A 23033-nucleotide genomic window follows, 5' to 3' on the forward strand; every position below is an offset into this window, starting at 1 on the left:
TTTAAGTCAGTAAGGGTTGTTGTAGACTACGACGTAGATAGGTTGGGTGTGTAAGTGATGTGAGTCATTGAGCTAACCAATACTAATTGCCCGAGAGGCTTAACTATACAACGCTCAAGTGTTTTTGGGAGCTAAGTGAAGTAAGAGATGAAAAGCGAAGCAAATAAAAGCAGAGCGAAAGAGAAGTAAAAGACTAAACAAAGAAAAGTAAATATAGAAGACTTAATAGAAAGAAAATCGGATTCAGCTTGTGACCAATAAGAACGAGTGAAAGGTAGAGGAAAGACTGAGTAACGAGAGATAAAAGAGAAGACGAGTTATCAAAGAATTATCCTGGCGGCGATAGTGCGGTGGACCCACCTGAGACCATACCGAACTCAGAAGTGAAACGCTGTAATGCCGATGGTAGTGTGGGGTTTCCCCATGTGAGAGTAGGGCACCGCCAGGTTATCAGATACAAATCTAAATCACATAAAAACAGAAGAACCCCGTGTCGAAAGATATGGGGTTTTTGTTTTTTAGAAGTTTATACTTTAACAAAATAAGTTTAGATAAAGTTTATGTTTGTTAGTGAGAAAAATACGCACTAGTGATACAATCCACAAAATTTTAAGAAAGGTACCCTATGGCTCGTAAGAAAAAAACACGTCGAATTACAGATATTATGCCAATTCGCAAAGCAGATAAAAAAATAGATATAACAAAAGCGCGCACTGGTAAAAAGCTTACTCGTTATGAATTGGATGCTAAAGCTCGTGAAGATAAGAAAAAACGTAAGCATAAAGGTTTAGCTTCAGGATCTCGTCATAGTGCGGTTGAAGAAAAAGCGAATAAACTTCAAAATGAAATTAAAGATCCAAAAATTGGTAGTAAGAAAAAGATACCGTTGGTTGTTGAATTTGTTAATAAGCCTGAAAAAGGTCAAGTAATTCCTGTAATAAAACAGGTGAAAAAACAAGATCCAATGAAAGAGCTTGAAAATCTGGAAAATAATGAAATTCTTAATGAATTATTGGATGCTTTAGATGCGGGTAAAACTATTAGTAAATCAGATCAACAATTTGTAGATGAATGCTTAGATCGAATTTCTGAGTTAATGGAAGAACTTGGCATTGAAGATGAAAGCGAAGATGATTTATACCGCACTTTCGAGCGTATGGATATTAATCAATTTAGGTAATCTATGATTTGGATATTTTTTGTCATCGCACTTTTCTTGGTAACTGGATTGACTCTATATGCAATCCGTTTATTAAAGCAGTTAAAAGTTCAAAAGGAATTGATTGCTAAAGCTAAGAATAATCGGGTTATACGATTAAAAGAGAGCATTGATATTATTGCTCGTGCAATGCAGTCTGGAGAATGTAATCTTTCTGAAGGCGTAATTCGTCTTACAATGCTATTAAGGCCTTTTGGTAAGAATTTATCATCTTATCCTGCGATGGCTAATTTATATGAAGTGGTGCGTGATATGCCTACACATGATGACCGTAAACTACTTGAGAAAAGAGAAAGAATGCGTCTGGATTTAGCTCGAGAAAGTGCAGAAGCACAGTTTGAAAAAAATATTAAACAAGAATTGTATGTTTTATTAGAAGATATTAAATCTATTGAGCTAATTTAAATATTATAATTTTAAAGAAAAATGCACTAAGTCTCTCCTAGCGCATTTTTTATGATTATTTTTAACGATTTTGTTCAAAAAATAATACCGTTGCTGCAACACGAGAATGAACATTTAATTTACGTAATAAATTACGGATATGTACTTTTACGGTTTCTTCTGAAATAAACAGTTGTGCTGCAATTTGTTTGTTTGATAAGCCAGTTGCAATTTGACGAAGTACGCCCATTTCACGATCCGTTAAGCTGTCTAACGGATTATCTTCGTGAGTACGTTCTAATAATAAATTTTTAATAGAATCACTCAGAATGACTTCGCCTTGTGCTATGCGCTTGATTTGCTCTAGCAATGTATCAGGTTCAGTATCTTTTAACAAATAACCATCTGCACCAGCATCAATCAGAGTATAAATATCATTTTTTGCATCAGACACTGTTAAAATTAAAATTCGCGCATCAACGCCTTCTGCACGTAATCCTTTGAGCGTATCTAACCCAGAAAGTCCTTTCATGTTGAGATCTAAAATGATCACATCAGGTGATGTTTGTAATGCCACAGAAATCCCTTCTGTGCCGCTGCTTACGTCAGCCACTACTTCAAAGTTATCGTCTAATTCTACAAGTTGTTTAATGCCACGACGCATTAACGGATGGTCGTCAATTAATAAAACTTTTAGCTTATCTTGCATAATTTCCCCTTTAGTGGTTAGAAGTCCACTTTAAAAAGCATGACATTTTATAAAGAATTCAATTCTATGCCAATCTAGAATAGAAAAAATTTGATTTATCTCAAAAACTTACTATTTGAGGTAGGTTTATTGATGGATAAAAATAGAAAAAGTGCGGTAGAAAAATAGATAATTTTTTACCGCTCTTTTTTTTAAGATAAGAAATATTAAATGGTCGATTCTAATGCCCAAAGTTCCTGTAAGGTTTCTCGACGACGAATTAAATAGGATTTATCTCTATCTACTAAAACTTCTGCAGTACGGGGTCTTGAGTTATAGTTTGATGACATACTTGCTCCATAGGCACCAGCAGAACATTGAGCAATATAATCCCCTTCGGCAATTGAAAGTTCCCGTTGTTTGCCTAAGAAATCAGACGTTTCGCAAACTGGTCCCACAACATCATAAATGGCTTTTTCTCTTTCTAAAGTGCGGTCAATTTCGACGATGTTCATGTAAGCCTCATACAATGCTGGTCGGATCATATCGTTCATTCCTGTGTCGGTAATGGCGAAATTACGGTTTTCATTACTTTTTAAGTATTGTACTTTTGCTACTAGAATTCCTGCATTTGCAGAAATTGCTCTGCCAGGTTCAAGAATAATTTCAAGTTCGGGATAATTTTTTAGTTTTTCTAATAACGCATTTGCGTAATCGCTTGGATGCGGTGGTGTTTCATCCGTATAAGTCACGCCTAAACCACCGCCCAGATCGAGATGTTTTAATGTAATTCCATCTTCTTTTAATTGTTCCATTAGGACAATTAAGCGATCTGTTGCATCTAAGAATGGTTGTAATTCGGTGAGCTGTGAGCCTATGTGGCAATCCATCCCTGTTATTTTTATGTTTGGTAGCGTTGAGGCTAATTTATACACTTCTCGAGCTTCATTTACGCTTACACCAAATTTATTTTCTTTTAATCCTGTTGAAATATAAGGGTGAGTATGTGCATCAACATCTGGATTTACACGTAAAGAAATAGGTGCGATTTTACCCATTTCTCCTGCGATTTGGTTAATGTGCTTGAGTTCAGAAACTGATTCCACATTAAAGCAACGGATTCCAACTTCTAATGCACGCATAATTTCTTCTCGAGATTTCGCAACGCCAGAAAAGACCACTTTTGACGCATCGCCACCTGCTGCCAGTACACGCTCAAGTTCGCCTTGCGAGACAATATCGAAACCTGAACCAAGTTTTGCCATAATATTTAACACGCCAATATTTGAGCAAGATTTCACGGCAAAACAAATTAAGTGAGGGTGCTTACCGAAAGCAGAGTCAAAAGCGTGCCAATGGCGTTCAAGTGTCGCGCGAGAATATACATAGAGAGGCGTGCCAAATTGTTCAGCAAGTTGTTGAACTGGCATATCTTCGGCATAAAGTTTGTTATGTTTATATTGGAAGAAATTCATGTTGTGTGCCTGTTTTAGTTATTTTGGGAATGATATTAGATAATAGATTATTGAGTTTGTTGAGCTTGATCTTTTTCAGGAAAATATAAAGAACCTTTTACGCCGCATCCTGTTGTCACAATGCAAATTGCACTAAGCACTAAAATTGATAGTAGTTTTTTCATTTTTCTCTCTCTCACTTATCGGTAAATCCGCCTTTCACAAGCTTGAGAAAGGCTTTATAATTTGCCGCATTTTATCAGATTTAAACAGGAAAATTTTATGAATATTGCAGAATTTCACCAAAATATTGAACAAGTTTGGCAAAAAATTGAAGAAGAATTGGAAAACCAAGGCGCAGATGTGGATTGCGAAACGCAAGGTTCAGTATTTACAATCACCTTTGATAATCGCACACAAATAGTGATTAACAAGCAAGAACCGCTGCTTGAGCTTTGGATTGCAAGTAAATTAGGCGGTTTCCATTTTGCTTTTAAAAATGGCGACTGGGTTTCTAATGACGGACAACGTTTTTGGGATTGTTTCGTTGAAGCCTGTGCTGCACATGGCGAGAACGTGCAGTTCTAAAATGCTGGATTCTCCTTTACTATCAAAACTATCAAAAATAATAGAAAAACCGACCGCACTTTCTGTTTTGAAATCGGTTTTCGGTTATCAATCTTTCCGTAAAGGGCAGGAAGAAGTTATTAATGCTGCTTTAAATGGACAAGATGCGTTGGTGGTAATGGCAACGGGGAATGGCAAATCGCTTTGTTACCAAATTCCCGCACTTTGTTTTGATGGTTTAACTTTAGTGATTTCTCCGCTGATTTCCTTGATGAAAGATCAAGTGGATCAGCTGCAAGCTAATGGAATTGAGGCGGATTTTCTTAATTCTAGTCAGACTTTAGCACAGCAGCAACAAGTACAAAATAAGCTTATTTCTGGGCAACTTAAACTACTTTATGTGTCGCCAGAAAAAGTGATGACGAACAGTTTTTTTCAACTTATTTCTTATAGCAAAGTCTGCTTTATTGCGATTGATGAAGCACATTGTATTTCTCAATGGGGGCATGACTTTCGCCCTGAATATACCCAGCTTGGCGGTTTAAAAGCCAGTTTCCCTGATGCGCCGATTATGGCACTTACGGCAACGGCAGATTATGCGACTCAACAAGATATTCTGCGGCATCTTAATCTGAAAAATCTGCACAAATACATTGGTAGTTTTGATCGACCAAATATTCGTTATACCTTGGAAGAAAAATACAAACCTATGGAGCAACTGACACGTTTTGTGTTGGCTCAAAAGGGTAAGAGTGGGATTATTTATTGCAACAGCAGAAATAAGGTTGAGCGAATTGCGGAAAGTTTACGCAATAAAGGTGTCTCTGCTGCTGCTTACCACGCAGGAATGGAAACGGCAATTCGTGAACGTGTGCAACAGGATTTTCAGCGTGATAATGTTCAAGTAGTAGTCGCAACCATTGCTTTTGGAATGGGGATTAATAAATCCAATGTGCGCTTTGTTGCCCATTTTGATTTACCACGTAGCATTGAATCTTACTATCAAGAAACAGGTCGAGCAGGACGTGATGATTTGCCTGCCGAGGCGGTTTTGTTTTATGAACCAGCTGATTACGCTTGGTTACAAAAAATTCTCTTCGAAAAACCAGAAACGCCACAGCGTCAGATTGAGCAACATAAATTAGAAGCTATTGGGGAATTTGCGGAAAGCCAGACTTGTCGCCGTTTAGTTCTTCTCAATTATTTTGGCGAGCATCGACAAACACCATGCAATAACTGTGATATTTGCCTTGATCCTCCTAAAAAATATGATGGTTTAGTCGATGCGCAAAAAGTAATGTCTACTATTTATCGAGTGGGACAATGTTTTGGTGCACATTATGTGATTGCGGTGTTGCGTGGCATGCACAATCAGAAAATTATTGAACGCCAACACCATAAACTTTCAGTGTATGGCATTGGAAAAGATAAAAGTAAAGAGCATTGGCAGTCCGTCATTCGTCAGCTTATTCATTTGGGTTTTGTGCAACAGGTTATTAGTGAATTAAATCCAACGTTGCAACTTACTGAAAGTGCGAAAGTGATTTTGAAAGGCGAAGAACCGTTAGAATTGGCAATGCCTCGTATTTCTGCAATCAGTAAAATTGCTCATAATCCACAACGTCAAGGTGTTGCAAATTACGATAAGGATTTATTTGCACGCTTGCGTTTCTTACGCAAACAAATTGCCGATAAAGAAAATATTCCGCCGTACATTGTCTTTAATGATGCGACGTTGCAAGAAATGGCACAATATATGCCAACAAGCAATATTGAAATGTTGCAAATTAATGGCGTGGGCTCTATCAAGTTAGAGCGGTTTGGTCAGCCGTTTATGGCATTGATTCAAGAACATAAGGTAATTTTGGCGAATGCGCAAAATAATGACTAAGTGTTAAAAGTGCGGTTAAAAATGACCGCACTTTTTGTTATACTTGCACCAATTTTTTCAGTTCTTAGAATTTAAGGTTAAACAATGCGTACAAGTCAATATTTATTTTCCACCCTAAAAGAAACGCCAAATGATGCTCAGGTTGTGAGCCACCAATTAATGTTGCGTGCAGGTATGATTCGCCCAATGGCATCAGGTTTATATAACTGGCTACCGACGGGTATTCGCGTATTGAAAAAAGTGGAAAAAGTTGTTCGCGAAGAGATGAACAAAGGTGGTGCCATTGAGGTATTAATGCCAGTTGTGCAACCTGCGGAATTATGGGAAGAGTCTGGTCGTTGGGATCAATATGGCCCTGAATTGCTTCGTTTTGAAGACCGAGGAAAGCGTAACTTTGTACTTGGGCCAACTCACGAGGAAGTGATTACAGATTTAGTCCGCCGAGAAGTTTCTTCATACAAACAACTTCCACTTAATTTATACCAAATTCAAACGAAATTCCGTGATGAAGTGCGCCCTCGTTTTGGTGTAATGCGTTCGCGTGAATTTATTATGAAAGATGCGTATTCTTTCCACACGACACAAGAAAGTTTGCAAGCAACCTATGATGTGATGTATCAAGTATACAGTAACATTTTTAACCGTTTAGGCTTAGATTTCCGTGCGGTGCAAGCGGATACAGGTTCAATCGGGGGTTCAGCTTCTCACGAATTCCAAGTGTTAGCTTCAAGCGGGGAAGATGATGTTGTGTTCTCAACGGAATCGGATTTTGCCGCGAATATTGAGCTTGCAGAAGCAATTGCTATAGGCGAACGCCAAGCTCCAACCGCTGAAATGTGTTTAGTTGATACACCAAATGCGAAAACTATTGCGGAGTTGGTGGAGCAATTCAATTTACCAATCGAGAAAACCGTAAAAACTTTGATTGTGAAAGGTGCAGACGAAAATCAACCGCTTGTTGCGTTGATTATTCGCGGCGACCATGAATTAAACGAGATCAAAGCACAAAAACACCCGTTAGTGGCAGATCCCCTTGAGTTTGCGGACGAAACTGAAATCAAAGCGAAAATTGGTGCAGGCGTGGGATCGTTAGGCGCGGTAAATCTTAATATTCCTGCAATTATTGACCGCACTGTGGCGTTAATGTCTGATTTTAGTTGTGGTGCGAATATCGACGGCAAACACTACTTCAACGTGAACTGGGAACGCGATGTAGCAATGCCTGAAGTATTTGATTTACGTAACGTAGTAGAAGGCGACCCAAGCCCAGACGGTAAAGGCACGCTTCAAATCAAACGTGGTATTGAAGTGGGACATATTTTCCAACTGGGTAAAAAATACTCTGAAGCGATGAAAGCGACCGTTCAAGGCGAAGATGGTAAACCTCTTGTGATGACGATGGGTTGCTACGGTATTGGTGTAACTCGTGTGGTGGCTTCAGCCATTGAGCAACACCATGATGAACGCGGTATCATCTGGCCATCAGACGAAATCGCCCCATTCACTGTGGCGATTGTGCCAATGAACATGCACAAATCTGAAGCTGTGCAAAAATACGCTGAAGAACTTTACCGCACTTTACAATCGCAAGGCGTAGATGTGATTTTTGATGATCGTAAAGAACGCCCAGGCGTGATGTTCGCCGATATGGAACTCATCGGCGTACCGCATATGGTGGTAATCGGCGAGAAAAACCTAGACAATGGCGAAATTGAATATAAGAACCGTCGTTCTGGTGAAAAAGAAATGATTAGTAAAGATAAATTGCTCAGTGTTTTAAACGAAAAGTTAGGTAATCTCTAATCAGTATTTTATTTTGTATATTGTGACAAAAGAGCGGTTAAAAATAGCCGCTCTTTTTGTTGATCTAACGTTTATATTGAACAATGTTTAATCCAAACTAAATGCTCGAATATAAGGTAGTTTTCCTTTTTCTAACATCTCTTGAATACCGCTTTGATGGTCATTGCTGCCTAACCCCCTTAATTCTAAGGTTATGCCAATGCTATTATCATAAACAATTTCATTACGTGTTTGGTTTTGGTGGTTTGTGACATTGCGTTTTACACCAACACTTGCAGCCCAACAGCAACTGTTATATTGAACGCCTAGATATTGTTCTACTGGTTTTTGTAAGGCGAGATCTTGATAATAGCGTCCTACTACAGCCCAATTATTGGCAATTTCCCAGCCTACAACTAATCCCACTTGTTGGATATCTTGTTGATAGGCGTTAGCCGATTTACCTAAGTTTTGGTCAATATATTCTTGGTTCACATATCGATAATTTAACTGAATTAAATTATTTTTTTCAGGATTATATTCTAGTGATGTATTCGCTAATGATGTTGAATTGGTATGAGTATCAAATTGATAGCTACCACGCCAATACCATTTATTACTTATTTTCCAATTAGATTCTAATGCCCAAGCAGATGATGAAGTTGGTGTTTTATTCGCAGGGTTTTCATCAATACGAGAATTACTTAAGTAATAAATTTGACCTGCAGATAAATTAAATCGTTCTTCGCCAGCAATATCATAAAAACGCGTTGTGCCACCCAAGGTAACTTGATTTGCCGATGAAATTCGATCTAAACCACTATAACGGCGATCACGGAATAGCGAATAGTAATCTTGCTGTACTAATGCTGAATCGTAACCAAATCCCAAATAATCATTATTAAGTGTTGAACCAATATTGCTTTGATTTCGGTAAGGACGATATAAATACTGCACGTGCGGTTCGAAGGTTTGTGTATACTCTTTTAAGAACGTTATATCGCGTGCTAATACACTTTGTAAATCAACTTTAAATTGTGGAATAACTCGATTTACCGTTTTTTGCACGTCCTCTGCATTTTTTCCTGAACCTTTTTTCTGCTCGTAGCGAGTAGCATAAAGTTTCGTTTCAATATTCAAACTGCCGTATTTATTTGACATTAAAGAATTTAGGCTAGGTTCTGCATGGAAACGCCATGCAGTTGGCATCAATTTACTGTCATTATCAAAACGAACTGCTTGTGAATGTAATTTGAAATTTAACCATCCATTCGCTAAATCATATTTGTGATAGTTGAAATCTAATTGTGGTACTGCACGGTAAGGGCCGATGTTTACAATATCATCAAAAATTTGGAACTGATGTGCAGAAAGAGAAAAATTATAATTGGGTTGATAATAAGCTATGCGAGCATATTGGTTCGCATAACCATCGGTACTGCGTCCATAAATAGAATCAAAGTCGTTGAAATAACGTTTATCGCTTACTCGGGTGTAATTAATATTTAGACGCCAATTTTGTAAAAAGCTAGAATTGTGACTCCAATAGAACAAATGACGTTTTCGATTATCACTAGCATATTCAGAGTAACGATCCTTACCTAAATATTCTCCTGCCACTTTACCTTCGCCAATAGAGGTTAAATAGCGAAATTCCCCATTTGCTTGCCAACCACGGCGAGACATATATTTCGGGGTGAAAGTAAGATCATAATTAGGAGCGATATTCCAATAAATTGGTTGTGCATACCAAAGACCATCTCGGTTAGATGTTCCCGCGCTTGGAATCAATAAACCAGAACGACGACGATCTCCAATGGGTAATTGTAAGTAAGGGGTATAAAAGACGGGAACACCGTGTATTTTAAAGCGAGCATGCCACATTTCAGCATATTCTTCTTTCACGTATTGACGAATTTCTGACGCATCTACTGCCCAAGCATTGTCGCCGTGCAAACATGACGTAAAGGTTGCATTCTTCATTACACGATAATTATTATGCAGTGTTATATTATCAGCTTTACCACGTCCTTGACGACCGACAAATTCATATTCTGAATTTGTTAAATTACCATCGTGACTATCTAAATTAAACTCTGCATCTTTACCCAACATATTGATCTGATTATCTTTATAATCAAATCCATTGCGGACATAAGCCATGCGTAAAGGTGTTGATTGGTTTCCAGATTGTTTGACCTGCACGGATTGTGCTAACAAATGGCGATTGCCTTGTTTCAAATCTACATTACCTTGATAGGTCGCATCATTTGGCTGATTAATTTCTGCGTTATCCGCTTCAATATAGACAGGCAGAGAATTCACATCACCCGTCACGACTTCACCGCTAAATTTTGGCACGCCCATTAAACATTGTTCATGCAAATCTGCCAAACTTTGTTGGCTATAAAGTGCGGTCAAAATAGCAAGTGAAATTAAAGTGTGTTTTTTATTCATCGTCTTGTTTTAATTTGTCAGAAAATTGGTCAGATTATACTGGAAAAAGCGCAAGGCTAGTAATATTTTTCAAGAAGTGATTAATAGAATATCCACTGGGTTATGATTAAATTTTTTGTCTATTGAACCATCAATACGCCAAGACAGCCCATATCTTCTAACATTAAATTCGATACCCCAAATAAGAATGGGTAGTTGCCAGAAGATGCTTGATCAAATTTCACTAAAATTTGAGTTTTGTTTTTTACCCAAACGGTATCTTTCCAAGCTAATTCTTCAGCTTGTAATTGATGTTCTCCTTGGCTTTCCACCACAAATTTGGCACCTTGAATAGTAAATCCAACAGGTAAACTTGCATTTAAAATCCAGCGTTCAATGGTGCCTTTACGAGCCATAACATCAACCTTGCGTGGGTCAAAACGTCTTTGATTAATTAAACCGTTTGTGACATCAATATTAAATTCTCGAGTTTGTGCAACGGCTTGTTGTAATATTGCTGGCGCATCCGTTTCGAAAGTTAGATTCGGTTGTTTATTAAATGCTGACATTTCTCCCTTGGCGCGCAATTCAAGGACAGTGTTATTAGCGAGTTCATCGCCTGAGAACAACATATTTTTTATTTTTTCGTACAAGCTACGTTTACTTCCGCTAATGAGAGATACGTTGTCAATTTCATTCATATTAACCAGTATTTCTGCGCGTTCTCCTGGCGAGAGAACCAAAGATTTGATTGATTTCGCTTTTGGTAAGAAACCTAAATCTTGTGCAATAAGCAGCATTTCTTGATCATTATCCAAGCGTAAATCATAAGCACGCGCTAATGAGGCATTGAGCAAACGTAAACGAATCCAACCCCGTGCAACATCTAAATATGGTGCTTCAATACCATTTACTAATAAGCGATTGCCTACAAAGTGCGGTTGATTTTGTTTGAATAATTGGAGACCATCATTGTTAAATTCCATATCTTGTAAAATCAATGGAATATCATCTACGCCGTATTTATTGGGAAGATTCGCTTTTAGGCTTTGCTCATCTTCAATTAACCACATTCCAGCTAAGCCACGATAGGTTTGATAGGCTGAGTTGGCTAATGTTGCGGAACGATACCAACAGCTTGCTGCGGGTTGTTCAATAGGCACGATGGGTGCCCAAGATTCGCCTTTTTTGAGAACTCGAGCTGCCCCGCCAAACAGTTCGCCTGATGCTTGTAAACCTTGAATAGATAAAGCAACGGATTGTGGCAAATTGTTATGATAATTAAGTTTGGCAAAGCTACCTGATTTGATTTTAATGGTTGGGCCAAGATAATTACCGTTGAATCCCCATACCGTCACATTGTGTGAGCCATCTAACGGATAATTCATTTCCTGCATTGTTAATACAATTGGGCGACCGCGACGAACTTCAATTAGTGGCGGCACAACTAGTTTTTCACGGCTTGCCGCTAACAATGGTGCTGGCACTGTGGAAAGTGCGGTAGAAATCGCAGCTGTTTTTAATAATTGACGGCGGGAAAGGCGTGGCATTTTAGTTTCCTTTTGCTATCTCTTCATCAAGTTCGGCAATGCGTTTTTCCATTAGATCATGACAATAAGCCGCAAGATCTCGAACGTTGTCTTTGGTATAGCCTGAAACATCGATTGGATCCATTATTTCGCAAATCACTTTGCCATTATCCCAACGATTTAAATTGATTTTGTTATGCGTGGTTGAACACACCACTGGAATAATTGGTACACCTGCTGAAATCGCCGTATGGAATGCACCCGTTTTAAAGGGTAATAAACCGCGACCGCGATTGCGAGTGCCTTCTGGGAACATCCAAATTGATAAATTATCTTCATTAATTCGTCGTGCAAGCTGTGACATCGTATTATGCGCTTTTGTGCGGTTTTCTCTATCCAAGAAAATATTACCCGTTACCCAATATAAAATGCCGAAGAAGGGTATCCAAATTAAGCTTTTTTTACCCACACTTACTGTGCGAGGTTGCACCATATAAGAGATTGTTACCATATCATAATTATTTTGATGATTACCGATATAAATGGCGCGGCTAATTTGCTTCTGATCTTGAGGAATACGATGTTCTACCTTTAAGCCAAAAAGTGGATATAAGCGTCCAAACCAACGTGCAACAATGCCTACGTTGCTTGGATTTTTAAAGCGGATAAAAGAATAAATCGTACCCAGTACACAAATTAGAATACAGCAGATTAATACGAGGAAAATTCGAAGTAGTTTTAACATGAGAATGCCCTATACAAAATTTCGTTAAAGTATAGCAAATTCAATCTCAATATGTGCTAATCTAAACAAAAATCGTGGAATTTTTATGAAACATAGCTATTTTATTTCTGATTTGCATTTAAGCGAAACTCAGCCAGAATTGACCGCACTTTTTGTCGATTTTATGCATAATCTTGCCCCACAGGCTGAACGGCTTTACATTTTGGGTGATCTTTTTGATTTTTGGATTGGTGATGACGAGCAGTCTACATTGATTCAACAAGTTAAAGATTTAATTAAGTCTGTAAGCGAGCAAGGTGTGCAATGTTATTTTCAGCACGGTAACCGTGATTTCTTAATTGGTGAACGTTTTTCAAAAGAAACGGGAGCTCAGCTTTTACCTGATTATCAATTGATTACACTTTATGATAAAAAAATCTTACTTTGTCATGGCGATACGCTTTGTATTGATGATGAGGCTTACCAACAATTTCGCCGTAGAGTGCATCAAAAATGGCTGCAACGTTTGTTTTTGTGCTTGCCATTAAAAGTGCGGGTGATAATTGCGGATAAAATTCGAGCAAAGAGTAATCAAGATAAACAAGCGAAATCACAGGAAATTATGGATGTAAACCAAGCCTTCACGGCAGAAAAAGTACAAGAGTTTGATGTAAATTTATTAATTCACGGACACACACACCGTGAGGCGATTCATCAACAAGAAGAATTTACCCGAATTGTATTAGGGGATTGGCGAAAAAATTACGCATCAATTTTAAAAATGGATGAAAGCGGAGAATTTGGTTTTATTAAAGATTAGAAGTGCGGTAAAGCAAAAACTCGTTATTTTACTTAATGATACTAGAATAATACTTATCCATAAAATCGTACCTAAAAGCTGGTGGATAAGCCCAACTTTTAGATACAGATAAAAGTGCGGTTAATTTTAGGATTAGTTTTCTTTCGGTAAGCGAAGCAACGCGTAAATTAATCCTCCCCACAATAAAGTAAGGGCTATGATCATCATAATAATTGCGCCAGTAGTCATTTTATTCTCCTTTAGTTTCATCAATCGTTAATTTGGTTTCGCTTTTCCATTTTAAGCGAGAAAGGAAAAATGCCACGACAAGTAAGCTAATGGACATTCCCCAACCAAAGGTATTTACAAACCAGTTTGGATAACCTTCATAACCCTCAGAGAAGACTTTTGCCCCTTCGCTGAAAAGCATAAATGCTAAAACACCACTCGTTAATACAATGCATAAACGCCAGAAGAAACCTACTTTGAAAGATGAAGTTTCATTTAAGTGATTACCTAATAAACCGAGTTTTTCATTTGCTACAATCGCAATTAAAGACGCAAATGCTACGGCAACAATACCGAAATAGTTCACAAATTTATCGAACACATCTAACATCGGTAAGCCAGTTGTTGTGCCGAATAAGATGACAGAAACTAGCATCATTGGTACACCCACGATGAATGTCACTTTTCCACGGCTAATACGAATTTTATCTTGAATTGCGGAAATAATTACTTCGATAACTGAGATGAATGAAGTCAATGCGGCAAAGGTTAATGAACCAAAGAATAACATGCCTAGCACTTCGCCAAATGGTGCTTTATTGATGATGGTTGGGAACGCAAAAAATGCTAAACCAATTCCACCTTTTGCCACTTCGCTGACTTCTTGACCTTGCGCTGTTGCAATAAAGCCTAATGCTGCAAATACGCCGATACCTGCTAACACTTCAAAGCTACTGTTAGCAAAACCTACAACCAAGCCACTACCAGTCAAATCGGATTCTTTTTTAAGATAAGAGGCGTAAGTCACCATAATCCCAAAGCCGATTGAAAGCGAGAAGAAGATTTGTCCATAAGCGGCAATCCACACACTCGGGTTGGATAATTTTGTCCAATCTGGTGTAAATAATGCATCTAAACCTTTTGCCGCACCTGGTAAGAATAAGGAATAAATCACAAGCACCATAAACATTACGACGAGCACTGGCATTAATACGGAAGAGACCTTAGCAATTCCTTTTTGAACACCCATAGAAAGCACGCCTAAGGCAACAATCCACATCGCAATTAATGGTGCGGTTACCATACCAACAAATTCAAAGCTGATACCGTTTTTAATATCGCCCATTTTTAAAAATTCGCCGATGAAGAAATCAATGGGTTTATCGCCCCACGCACCAGTGAAAGAAAAATATGTGTAGCTTGCTGCCCAGCCTAATACTACAGCGTAATATAATCCGATGATGACATTCACCATCATTTGCCACCAGCCAAACACTTCAAAGTGCGGGCTAACACGACGATAAGAAAGTGGCGCACCACCACGATGACGGTGCCCAATGGCATAATCTAGGAATAAAAGAGGAATCCCTGCCGTTAATAATGCAATAAGGTAAGGGATGATAAATGCGCCACCACCGTTTTCATAAGTGGTATAAGGGAAACGCCAAATATTACCAAGACCAACGGCAGAACCAATTGCTGCCAGAATAAATGCACGACGACCAGAAAAAGTCTCACGCTTTTGTGCTTTTGGGGCTGAGTGAGCCATAAATTATCCTATGTAAAAAAATGAAAAGAGTTTCAATATAATGAAATCTAATCATCAGTCAATAAATAAGCCAAAAGAGCGGTAAAAATTCACTAAATTTTTTAGGGGAAGAACAGGAATATTCAAAATAAGCCAATTTTCACCGCACTTTTTTTCGTTTTTTTCTCTCCAAGCCCTACCAATGACTCGAAATTTCGCTACAATGCTGAACTTATCCCAAAATAAAAACAACAGGAAACAAACACAATGACAGGCGCACAACTCATTATGGCGTGCTTGAAAGCACACCATGTCACGACTCTTTTCGGTTATCCCGGTGACGCAATTATGCCAACCTACGATGCCCTTTATGACACAGGCTTAGATCACTTACTTTGTCGTAATGAGCAAGGGGCTGCAATGGCTTCTAATCGCAAACCAAATAATGCGATAATTTGTACTGATGTGGGGCAGCATAAAATGTGGTCAGCGCAACACATGTTACGCGTAGCACGTCACTGCGGATTTACCGTTACAACAATGGAAATGACACTCATTGAAACCCAAGTGCGGTTAAAAATCACTGTAAAATCTGACCGCACTTTAGATCTATTAGTGAATCAGTTGGTTAAGCTGCCGGATGTTTTAATGGTTAATTAATCATACAAACGAACCCTAAATTTTACTCGGAGAGATTATTTATGCCCAAACTACGTTCAGCGACCAGCACACAAGGTCGTAATATGGCAGGTGCACGTGCCTTATGGCGTGCAACAGGAATGAAAGAAAATGACTTTGGTAAACCGATTATTGCGGTGGTGAACTCTTTCACGCAATTCGTACCAGGGCATGTGCATTTAAAAGATATGGGACAGCTTGTTGCCGCAGAAATTGAAAAAGCGGGCGGCGTAGCAAAAGAATTCAATACCATTGCGGTGGATGATGGTATCGCAATGGGTCACGGTGGAATGCTTTATTCTTTGCCAAGCCGTGATTTAATCGCTGATAGCGTGGAATATATGGTCAATGCGCACTGTGCTGATGCGATGGTGTGTATTTCCAACTGTGACAAAATCACTCCAGGAATGTTAATGGCGGCAATGCGTTTAAATATTCCAACTATCTTCGTTTCAGGCGGCCCGATGGAAGCAGGTAAAACTAAACTTTCTGATCAATTAATCCGCTTAGATTTAGTAGATGCGATGATTGAGGCAGCCGATCCGAATGTGTCAGATGAACGTATTGATGCCATCGAACGCAGTGCGTGTCCAACTTGTGGTTCTTGCTCTGGTATGTTTACCGCAAACTCTATGAACTGTTTAACTGAAGCCTTAGGTTTATCTTTACCAGGCAATGGTTCTATGTTGGCGACCCATGCTGACCGCAAAGAATTGTTCTTAAAAGCTGGGCGTCAAATTGTTGAGCTTTGCAAACGTTATTACGAACAAGATGATGTAAGCGTATTGCCTCGTTCAATCGGTACTTTTGATGCCTTTGAAAATGCAATGAGCCTCGATATCGCAATGGGTGGTTCAAGCAATACAGTTTTACACTTATTGGCTGCGGCACAAGAAGCTGGCGTAGATTTTAAAATGGAAGATATTGACCGTTTATCACGCAAAGTACCTTGTTTAAGCAAAATTGCGCCAAACACCAATAAATATCATATGGAAGACGTACATCGTGCAGGCGGTATTATGGGATTGTTGGGTGAATTAGATCGCGCTGGATTAATTCATAAAAATACACACACCGTGCTTGGAATGAGCATGGGAGAACAACTAGACCAATACGATATTATTCGCAATCAAGATGAAGAATTACATAAATTCTTCCGTGCAGGCCCTGCTGGTATCCGTACAACTCAAGCATTCTCACAAGATTGCCGCTGGAATACCGTCGATAATGATCGTGTAAACGGTTGTATTCGCAATAAAGAAAATGCGATCTCGCAAGAAGGTGGCTTAGCCGTATTATTCGGTAATCTCGCTGAAGATGGATGTATCGTTAAAACCGCTGGTGTAGATGAATCTATTTGGAAATTCACTGGCACTGCAATCGTATTTGAAAGCCAAGAAGATGCGGTTGCAGGCATTTTAGGTGGCAAAGTTAAAGAAGGTCATATCGTTGTTATCCGTTACGAAGGCCCTAAAGGTGGACCAGGTATGCAAGAAATGTTATACCCAACCAGTTACTTAAAATCTATGGGCTTGGGCAAAAAATGCGCTTTATTAACGGATGGCCGTTTCTCTGGTGGTACATCAGGCTTGTCTATTGGACACGCATCACCAGAAGCGGCTTCTGGCGGTGCAATTGGCTTAGTACGCGATGGCGATATTATCAACATTGATATTCCAAATCGTGCAATTAACTTAGAAATCAGTAATGAAGAACTCGTAGCACGCAGAGCCGAACAAGATCAAAAAGGTTGGCAGCCAGCTCACCGTGAGCGTGAAGTCTCTTTCGCATTGAAAGTATTCGGCCACTTTGCGACCTCAGCGGACAAAGGTGCGGTACGCGATAAAACATTATTAAAATAATTTAACGGTTCCCCCTCCCTCATAAGAGGGGGATAAAACAAAGGAAAAACTAACCGCACTTCATCATCAAAACAAACACTATGAAAAACCTACTTACCAATCCTCAACCCTCTCAATCAGATTATATCAATGCCATTGTTAAACTTGGTTCGCGCGTATATGAAGCTGCGCAAGTGACCCCTTTACAAAAAATGGGAAAACTTTCTGAACGACTGCACAATAATATCTGGATCAAGCGCGAAGATCGCCAACCAGTAAATAGCTTTAAACTACGCGGTGCTTACGCAATGATTTCTAGCCTTTCAGCAGAACAAAAAGCAGCAGGCGTAATAGCGGCATCTGCAGGTAACCATGCACAAGGCGTGGCATTATCGGCGAAACAATTAGGCTTAAAAGCATTAATTGTTATGCCACAAAACACCCCAAGCATTAAAGTGGATGCAGTGCGTGGTTTTGGTGGTGAGGTGTTGTTGCACGGTGCTAATTTCGATGAAGCCAAAGCAAAAGCCATCGAGCTTTCAAAAGAAAAAAACATGACATTTATTCCACCATTCGATCATCCATTAGTGATCGCTGGACAAGGCACGTTAGCGATGGAAATGCTACAACAAGTGGCAGATTTGGATTATGTGTTTGTACAAGTCGGCGGTGGTGGCTTAGCTGCAGGTGTAGCAATTTTGCTTAAGCAATTTATGCCAGAAATTAAAATCATCGGTGTAGAATCAAAGGATTCTGCATGCTTAAAAGCCGCTCTCGATAAAGGCGAACCAACAGATTTAACCCATGTTGGATTATTTGCCGATGGCGTTGCCGTAAAACGCATTGGTGACGAAACATTCCGTCTATGTCAGCAATATCTTGATGATATGGTATTGGTCGATAGTGACGAAGTATGCGCAGCAATGAAAGATTTGTTTGAGAACGTTCGTGCTGTTGCAGAACCATCAGGTGCGTTAGGTTTAGCCGGTTTGAAAAAATATGCGAAACAAAACCATATTGAAGGCAAAAATATGGCGGCAATTTTGTCTGGTGCAAACTTGAATTTCCACACATTACGTTATGTATCTGAACGTTGTGAAATTGGTGAAAATCGAGAAGCTTTATTAGCTGTGACCATGCCTGAACAACCCGGTAGTTTCTTAAAATTTGCTTATGTATTAGGTAACCGAGCTGTAACCGAATTCAGTTATCGTTATGCAGATGATAAACGCGCTTGTGTGTTTGTTGGGGTAAGAACGACAAATGAGCAAGAAAAAGCAGATATTATTGCAGACCTCACGAAAAATGGTTTTGATGTTGAGGATATGTCTGATGATGATATTGCGAAAACGCATGTTCGCTATTTAATGGGTGGTCGTGCAGCCAATGATAATGAACGCTTATATACGTTCGAATTCCCAGAGCAAAAAGGTGCGTTATTGAAATTTTTAGAAACCTTGCAAAATCGTTGGAATATTTCATTATTCCATTATCGTGCCCACGGTGCGGACTATGGAAATATCCTTGCTGGTTTCCAAATTGAAGAACGCGAACAAACAGAATTTGAACAGGCACTTGCCCAACTCAATTATGTTTTTGAAGATGTAACAGAAAGCAAATCTTATCGTTATTTCTTACGTTAATCTTATAAAAAAGGCGTGATATTTTTCACGCCTTTGTATTATTCAAACTCTAATTCCACCGCACTTTCGCCAAGTAAATTCACCAATTCCGTCAGAATTTCATCTGTTGGAATGATCGACCATTGCACGCCCAAACGTAACAACGCACGACCTTTCGGACTTTGGTAATACACGTTAATAGGCAAGGTTCCACCACTCACTGGCTCAAGTAATGCTTTAAGTTGTTTAATGAAACTTGGTGTAATTTGATGCTCAGAAAGACTAATAGCTAAGGATTTGACATAACGAGAACGTGCTTCGTCTAAGGTCATTAACTCTCGCACCGCCATTTTTAAGCCGCCAGAAAAATCATCAAAGCTCACTTGCCCAGAAGCAACAACAACGGTATCTTTTTGTAATTTCTCACCAAATTGCTCTAGGCTTTCGCCAAATAATGTTAAATCTAAGCGACCAGAACGATCGTCTAATGTAGCAATGCCTAAGCGATTGCCTTTTTTTGTGATTGCAATTCGTGATGAGACCAATAATCCCGCCACAGTGCTAATTTGTCCACGGCGATTTGGTACAAGATCTTTCAAGCGCGTCGATGTGTAATGTGAAAGTTCTTTCAAATAACGGCTAACAGGATGGCTGCTTAAATAAAGCCCCAAGGTTTCTCGTTCGCCATCAAGAATTTGTTTTTCGGTGTAAGGCGGTGTATTAGCATAGGCATTTTCTACGTCTTCATGGGTTTCAGTCAGCACGCCGAACATATCCGTTTGTCCCATTGCTTCATCTTTCGCATGTTGATCGGAAGCTTTAAGTGCATCTTCTAAATTCTTAGAAAGTGCGGCGCGATGTGGGCCTAATTTATCAAAGGCACCCGACATAATTAGGCTTTCAAAGGTGCGGCGGTTAATTTTTTTCAAATCTACACGAGCGCATAAATCGAATAAATCTTTGAAAATACCCCCTTCATTTCTTGCCGTCACAAGTGCTTCAATCGGGCCTTCCCCCACACCTTTAATCGCGCCAATACCATATACAATTTCGCCTTGTTCATTGACGCTAAAATGGTGCTTGCCGACATTAATATCTGGTGGCGTTACTTTTAAGCCCATACGCAAACATTCGTCGTACAAACCTACGATTTTATCCGTATTATCCATTTCAGATGTCATCACTGCAGCCATAAATTCCGCAGGGAAATGGGTTTTGAGCCAAAGGGTTTGGTAAGACACCAAGGCATAAGCAGCGGAGTGAGATTTATTAAAACCATAGCCAGCAAATTTTTCCACCAAGTCGAAAATCTTCATGGAAAGCTCACCATCCACACCGTTTTTTACCGCCCCCTCTTTAAACACAGAACGCTGCTTTGCCATTTCCTCTGGTTTCTTTTTCCCCATCGCTCGACGCAATAAGTCTGCTCCACCCAATGTATAACCAGCCAACACTTGCGCAATTTGCATCACTTGTTCTTGATACAAAATAATGCCGTAAGTCGGCTCAAGAATAGGTTTCAAACTTGCATGTTGATATTCTGCGTCAGGGTAAGATACTTCTTCTCGCCCATGTTTACGGTCGATAAAGTTATCTACCATGCCCGATTGCAACGGGCCAGGACGGAACAATGCTACCAATGCGATAATATCTTCAAAACAGTCAGGTTGTAGGCGTTTGATCAAATCTTTCATACCACGCGATTCCAACTGGAACACGGCGGTGGTTTCGGAACGTTTAAGTAATTCAAAAGATTCAGGATCATCAAGTGGAATGGCAGCAATATCTACTCGAGGCTTGCCTTCACGCACCATACGAACATTAATCATATCCAATGCCCATTTAATGATAGTGAGAGTACGCAAGCCTAAGAAGTCAAATTTCACAAGCCCAGCATATTCCACATCATTTTTATCAAAGTGAGTAACTGGATATAAGCCTTCATTATCACAATAGAGTGGTGAAAAATCAGTAATTAAGGTTGGCGAAATGACCACGCCACCTGCATGTTTACCTGCATTACGGGTTACGCCCTCTAGTTTACGTGCCATATCAATCAACGCTTGTACTTCTTCATCGCTATCGTAAGCAGTCTGTAATTGCGGCTCGGCTTCAAATGCTTTGGCGAGCGTCATACCTGGATCTGGCGGAATTAATTTCGAAATACGATCAACGAAACCATACGGATGCCCCAATACGCGCCCCACATCACGAATAACCGCTTTCGCAGCCATCGTACCAAAGGTAATAATTTGCGATACCGCGCCACGACCATAAGTTTCTGCAACGTGTTCAATCACGCGATCGCGACCATCCATACAGAAATCCACGTCGAAATCGGGCATAGACACACGTTCTGGATTTAAGAAACGTTCAAAAAGTAAATCGAATTCTAGCGGATCTAAATCAGTAATTTTTAATGCGTAAGCCACTAATGAACCCGCACCAGAACCACGACCTGGTCCAACAGGAATATCGTTATCTTTCGACCACTGAATAAATTCCATTACGATCAAAAAATAACCTGGGAATCCCATTTGGTTAATCACATCCAGCTCAACCTGCAAGCGTTCATCATATTTTGGTCTTTTTTCTAACCGCACTTTTTCATCAGGGAATAAAAAAGCTAAACGTTCTTCCAAGCCCTCTTTGGATTTTTGTACTAAGAAATCTTCTGTACTTAAATCTCCCGTCGGGAATTGAGGTAAGAAATATTGACCGAGACGCAAAGTGACACTACAACGTTGCGCAATTAATAAAGTATTTTCAAGAGCGGAAGGAATGTCAGCAAACAGCTTACACATTTCGTCTTCGCTGCGGAAATATTGCTGTGAGGTATAATATTTCGGACGTTTAGGATCGTCTAAAGTATAGCCATCGTGAATCGCTACGCGAATTTCATGAGCCTCAAAATCATCAGATTTCAAAAACATCACATCGTTCGTCGCCACCAAAGGCAATCCATGACTTTTAGCTAATTTTAATGCTGCTTGGATATAACGTTCTTCATCTGGTTTGCCAGTACGCGTAAGTGCAAGATAAAAATGATCAGCAAAAAATTCTTGGTAAAAAGCGACCGCACTTTCAATTTCGGCTACGTTTTCTTTCAACAATTTTTTACCTATATCGCCTTGCGTGCCGCCAGATAAAATAATCACACCTTCGCGATGTTCAATTAACCAATCTTGATCAATATAAGGTAAATCGTTATAACCTCGCTGATAAGCTTTTGATAACAATAAAGTAATATTTTTATAGCCTTCATTATTTTTAGCCAGCAAAGTAAGATCAAAGTATTCATCGCCACACAATGTGCTTTTTACTTTTACATCTGCACCGATAATTGGCTTCATACCCGAAGAAAGCATTTCGCCATAAAAACGCACCACACCACAAAAATTAGTAAAATCCGTTAATCCCATCGCGACCATTTCATTAGCTGCACAGGCTTTCACTAAAGGTTTCACTTTGACAATACTGTCAATCATCGAAAAATCTGTGTGCGTGCGAAGATGGACGAAACGAGGTTGGGATGACATTGAAAATCCTTAAAGTGCGGTTAAATTTTGCCGTAAATATTGGGGCGATATTATAGCGAATTTTTCAAACAAATTCCTACGATACAAATAGCGTTCCCAAATTAGCTCAGATAACCGATTGCGT

Annotated in this window: 18 protein-coding genes and 2 rRNA genes; 11 read left to right on the forward strand and 9 right to left on the reverse strand. The window is 39.3% G+C overall.

Going from position 1 to position 23033, the window contains the following annotated elements:
* From DV356_RS00005 to DV356_RS00020, 4 genes are all read left to right on the forward strand, one after another.
* Nucleotides 1–107 (forward strand): 23S ribosomal RNA (locus DV356_RS00005); the annotation flags it as partial.
* Between the two features lie 225 nt (nucleotides 108–332).
* Nucleotides 333–448, forward strand: a 5S ribosomal RNA gene (rrf, locus tag DV356_RS00010).
* A 177-nt stretch (nucleotides 449–625) separates the two neighbouring features.
* Nucleotides 626–1180: a Der GTPase-activating protein YihI gene (gene yihI, locus DV356_RS00015; protein ID WP_118806350.1), complete on the forward strand. Its 555-nt coding sequence runs from the start codon at nucleotides 626–628 to the stop codon at nucleotides 1178–1180.
* A 3-nt stretch (nucleotides 1181–1183) separates the two neighbouring features.
* On the forward strand, nucleotides 1184–1624 hold the full coding sequence (locus tag DV356_RS00020) for a DUF2489 domain-containing protein (protein ID WP_118806351.1): 441 nt from the start codon (nucleotides 1184–1186) through the stop codon (nucleotides 1622–1624).
* Nucleotides 1625–1685: 61 nt separating this feature from the next.
* On the opposite strand, the gene DV356_RS00025 is transcribed toward DV356_RS00020, so the two are convergent.
* The 3 genes from DV356_RS00025 to lptM all read right to left on the reverse strand — a co-directional run bounded on the left by DV356_RS00025 (nucleotide 1686) and on the right by lptM (nucleotide 3930).
* Nucleotides 1686–2312, reverse strand: coding sequence for a response regulator (locus tag DV356_RS00025; RefSeq protein WP_005652269.1), 627 nt, complete (start codon nucleotides 2310–2312; stop codon nucleotides 1686–1688).
* 206 nt (nucleotides 2313–2518) lie between these two features.
* The gene (lysA, locus tag DV356_RS00030) at nucleotides 2519–3766 is read right to left on the reverse strand and encodes a diaminopimelate decarboxylase (protein WP_118806352.1); all 1248 of its coding nucleotides are present in this window, start codon (nucleotides 3764–3766) and stop codon (nucleotides 2519–2521) included.
* 47 nt (nucleotides 3767–3813) lie between these two features.
* Nucleotides 3814–3930: an LPS translocon maturation chaperone LptM gene (gene lptM / locus DV356_RS00035; RefSeq protein WP_005652274.1), complete on the reverse strand. Its 117-nt coding sequence runs from the start codon at nucleotides 3928–3930 to the stop codon at nucleotides 3814–3816.
* Between the two features lie 97 nt (nucleotides 3931–4027).
* Between lptM and cyaY the strand changes: the two genes are divergently transcribed.
* The 3 genes from cyaY (at nucleotide 4028) to proS (ending at nucleotide 8006) form a co-directional block, all read left to right on the forward strand.
* On the forward strand, nucleotides 4028–4333 hold the full coding sequence (gene cyaY / locus DV356_RS00040; RefSeq protein WP_005655473.1) for an iron donor protein CyaY: 306 nt from the start codon (nucleotides 4028–4030) through the stop codon (nucleotides 4331–4333).
* A gap of 1 nt (nucleotide 4334) precedes the next feature.
* On the forward strand, nucleotides 4335–6203 hold the full coding sequence (recQ, locus tag DV356_RS00045; RefSeq protein ID WP_118806353.1) for a DNA helicase RecQ: 1869 nt from the start codon (nucleotides 4335–4337) through the stop codon (nucleotides 6201–6203).
* Nucleotides 6204–6287: 84 nt separating this feature from the next.
* Nucleotides 6288–8006, forward strand: coding sequence for a proline--tRNA ligase (gene proS / locus DV356_RS00050; RefSeq protein ID WP_105894138.1), 1719 nt, complete (start codon nucleotides 6288–6290; stop codon nucleotides 8004–8006).
* Between the two features lie 87 nt (nucleotides 8007–8093).
* Here the strand turns inward: proS and lptD are convergent, their stop codons facing one another.
* The 3 genes from lptD to DV356_RS00065 form a co-directional block, all read right to left on the reverse strand.
* Nucleotides 8094–10442, reverse strand: a complete 2349-nt coding sequence (lptD, locus tag DV356_RS00055) for an LPS assembly protein LptD (protein ID WP_118806354.1) — start codon at nucleotides 10440–10442, stop codon at nucleotides 8094–8096.
* Between the two features lie 119 nt (nucleotides 10443–10561).
* Nucleotides 10562–11971 (reverse strand): multicopper oxidase domain-containing protein, encoded by a 1410-nt coding sequence (locus DV356_RS00060; RefSeq protein WP_118806355.1) that lies wholly within the window; start codon nucleotides 11969–11971, stop codon nucleotides 10562–10564.
* A 1-nt stretch (nucleotide 11972) separates the two neighbouring features.
* The gene (locus DV356_RS00065; RefSeq protein ID WP_005648537.1) at nucleotides 11973–12695 is read right to left on the reverse strand and encodes a 1-acylglycerol-3-phosphate O-acyltransferase; all 723 of its coding nucleotides are present in this window, start codon (nucleotides 12693–12695) and stop codon (nucleotides 11973–11975) included.
* An 85-nt stretch (nucleotides 12696–12780) separates the two neighbouring features.
* Between DV356_RS00065 and lpxH the strand changes: the two genes are divergently transcribed.
* Nucleotides 12781–13494 (forward strand): UDP-2,3-diacylglucosamine diphosphatase, encoded by a 714-nt coding sequence (gene lpxH, locus DV356_RS00070; protein ID WP_118806356.1) that lies wholly within the window; start codon nucleotides 12781–12783, stop codon nucleotides 13492–13494.
* Between the two features lie 132 nt (nucleotides 13495–13626).
* Here lpxH and DV356_RS00075 read toward each other — a convergent pair whose 3' ends face one another.
* Nucleotides 13627–13722: a methionine/alanine import family NSS transporter small subunit gene (locus DV356_RS00075; RefSeq protein WP_005648534.1), complete on the reverse strand. Its 96-nt coding sequence runs from the start codon at nucleotides 13720–13722 to the stop codon at nucleotides 13627–13629.
* 1 nt (nucleotide 13723) lies between these two features.
* Complete coding sequence (locus tag DV356_RS00080; RefSeq protein WP_005648533.1) at nucleotides 13724–15250, reverse strand: sodium-dependent transporter; 1527 nt, start codon at nucleotides 15248–15250, stop codon at nucleotides 13724–13726.
* A 246-nt stretch (nucleotides 15251–15496) separates the two neighbouring features.
* Here DV356_RS00080 and DV356_RS00085 point away from each other — a divergent pair, with 246 nt between their 5' ends.
* The 3 genes from DV356_RS00085 (at nucleotide 15497) to ilvA (ending at nucleotide 19391) form a co-directional block, all read left to right on the forward strand.
* Nucleotides 15497–15889, forward strand: coding sequence for an ACT domain-containing protein (locus DV356_RS00085; protein ID WP_118806357.1), 393 nt, complete (start codon nucleotides 15497–15499; stop codon nucleotides 15887–15889).
* Between the two features lie 41 nt (nucleotides 15890–15930).
* Nucleotides 15931–17769, forward strand: coding sequence for a dihydroxy-acid dehydratase (gene ilvD, locus DV356_RS00090; RefSeq protein WP_118806358.1), 1839 nt, complete (start codon nucleotides 15931–15933; stop codon nucleotides 17767–17769).
* Between the two features lie 80 nt (nucleotides 17770–17849).
* A complete protein-coding gene (ilvA, locus tag DV356_RS00095) occupies nucleotides 17850–19391 on the forward strand; it encodes a threonine ammonia-lyase, biosynthetic (protein WP_118806359.1) in 1542 nt (513 codons plus the stop codon).
* Nucleotides 19392–19429: 38 nt separating this feature from the next.
* On the opposite strand, the gene dnaE is transcribed toward ilvA, so the two are convergent.
* Nucleotides 19430–22909 (reverse strand): DNA polymerase III subunit alpha, encoded by a 3480-nt coding sequence (dnaE, locus tag DV356_RS00100; RefSeq protein WP_118806360.1) that lies wholly within the window; start codon nucleotides 22907–22909, stop codon nucleotides 19430–19432.
* Between the last annotated feature and the right edge of the window lie 124 nt (nucleotides 22910–23033).

Source organism: Haemophilus influenzae, from assembly GCF_003494325.1.
GTDB lineage: Bacteria > Pseudomonadota > Gammaproteobacteria > Enterobacterales > Pasteurellaceae > Haemophilus > Haemophilus influenzae_I.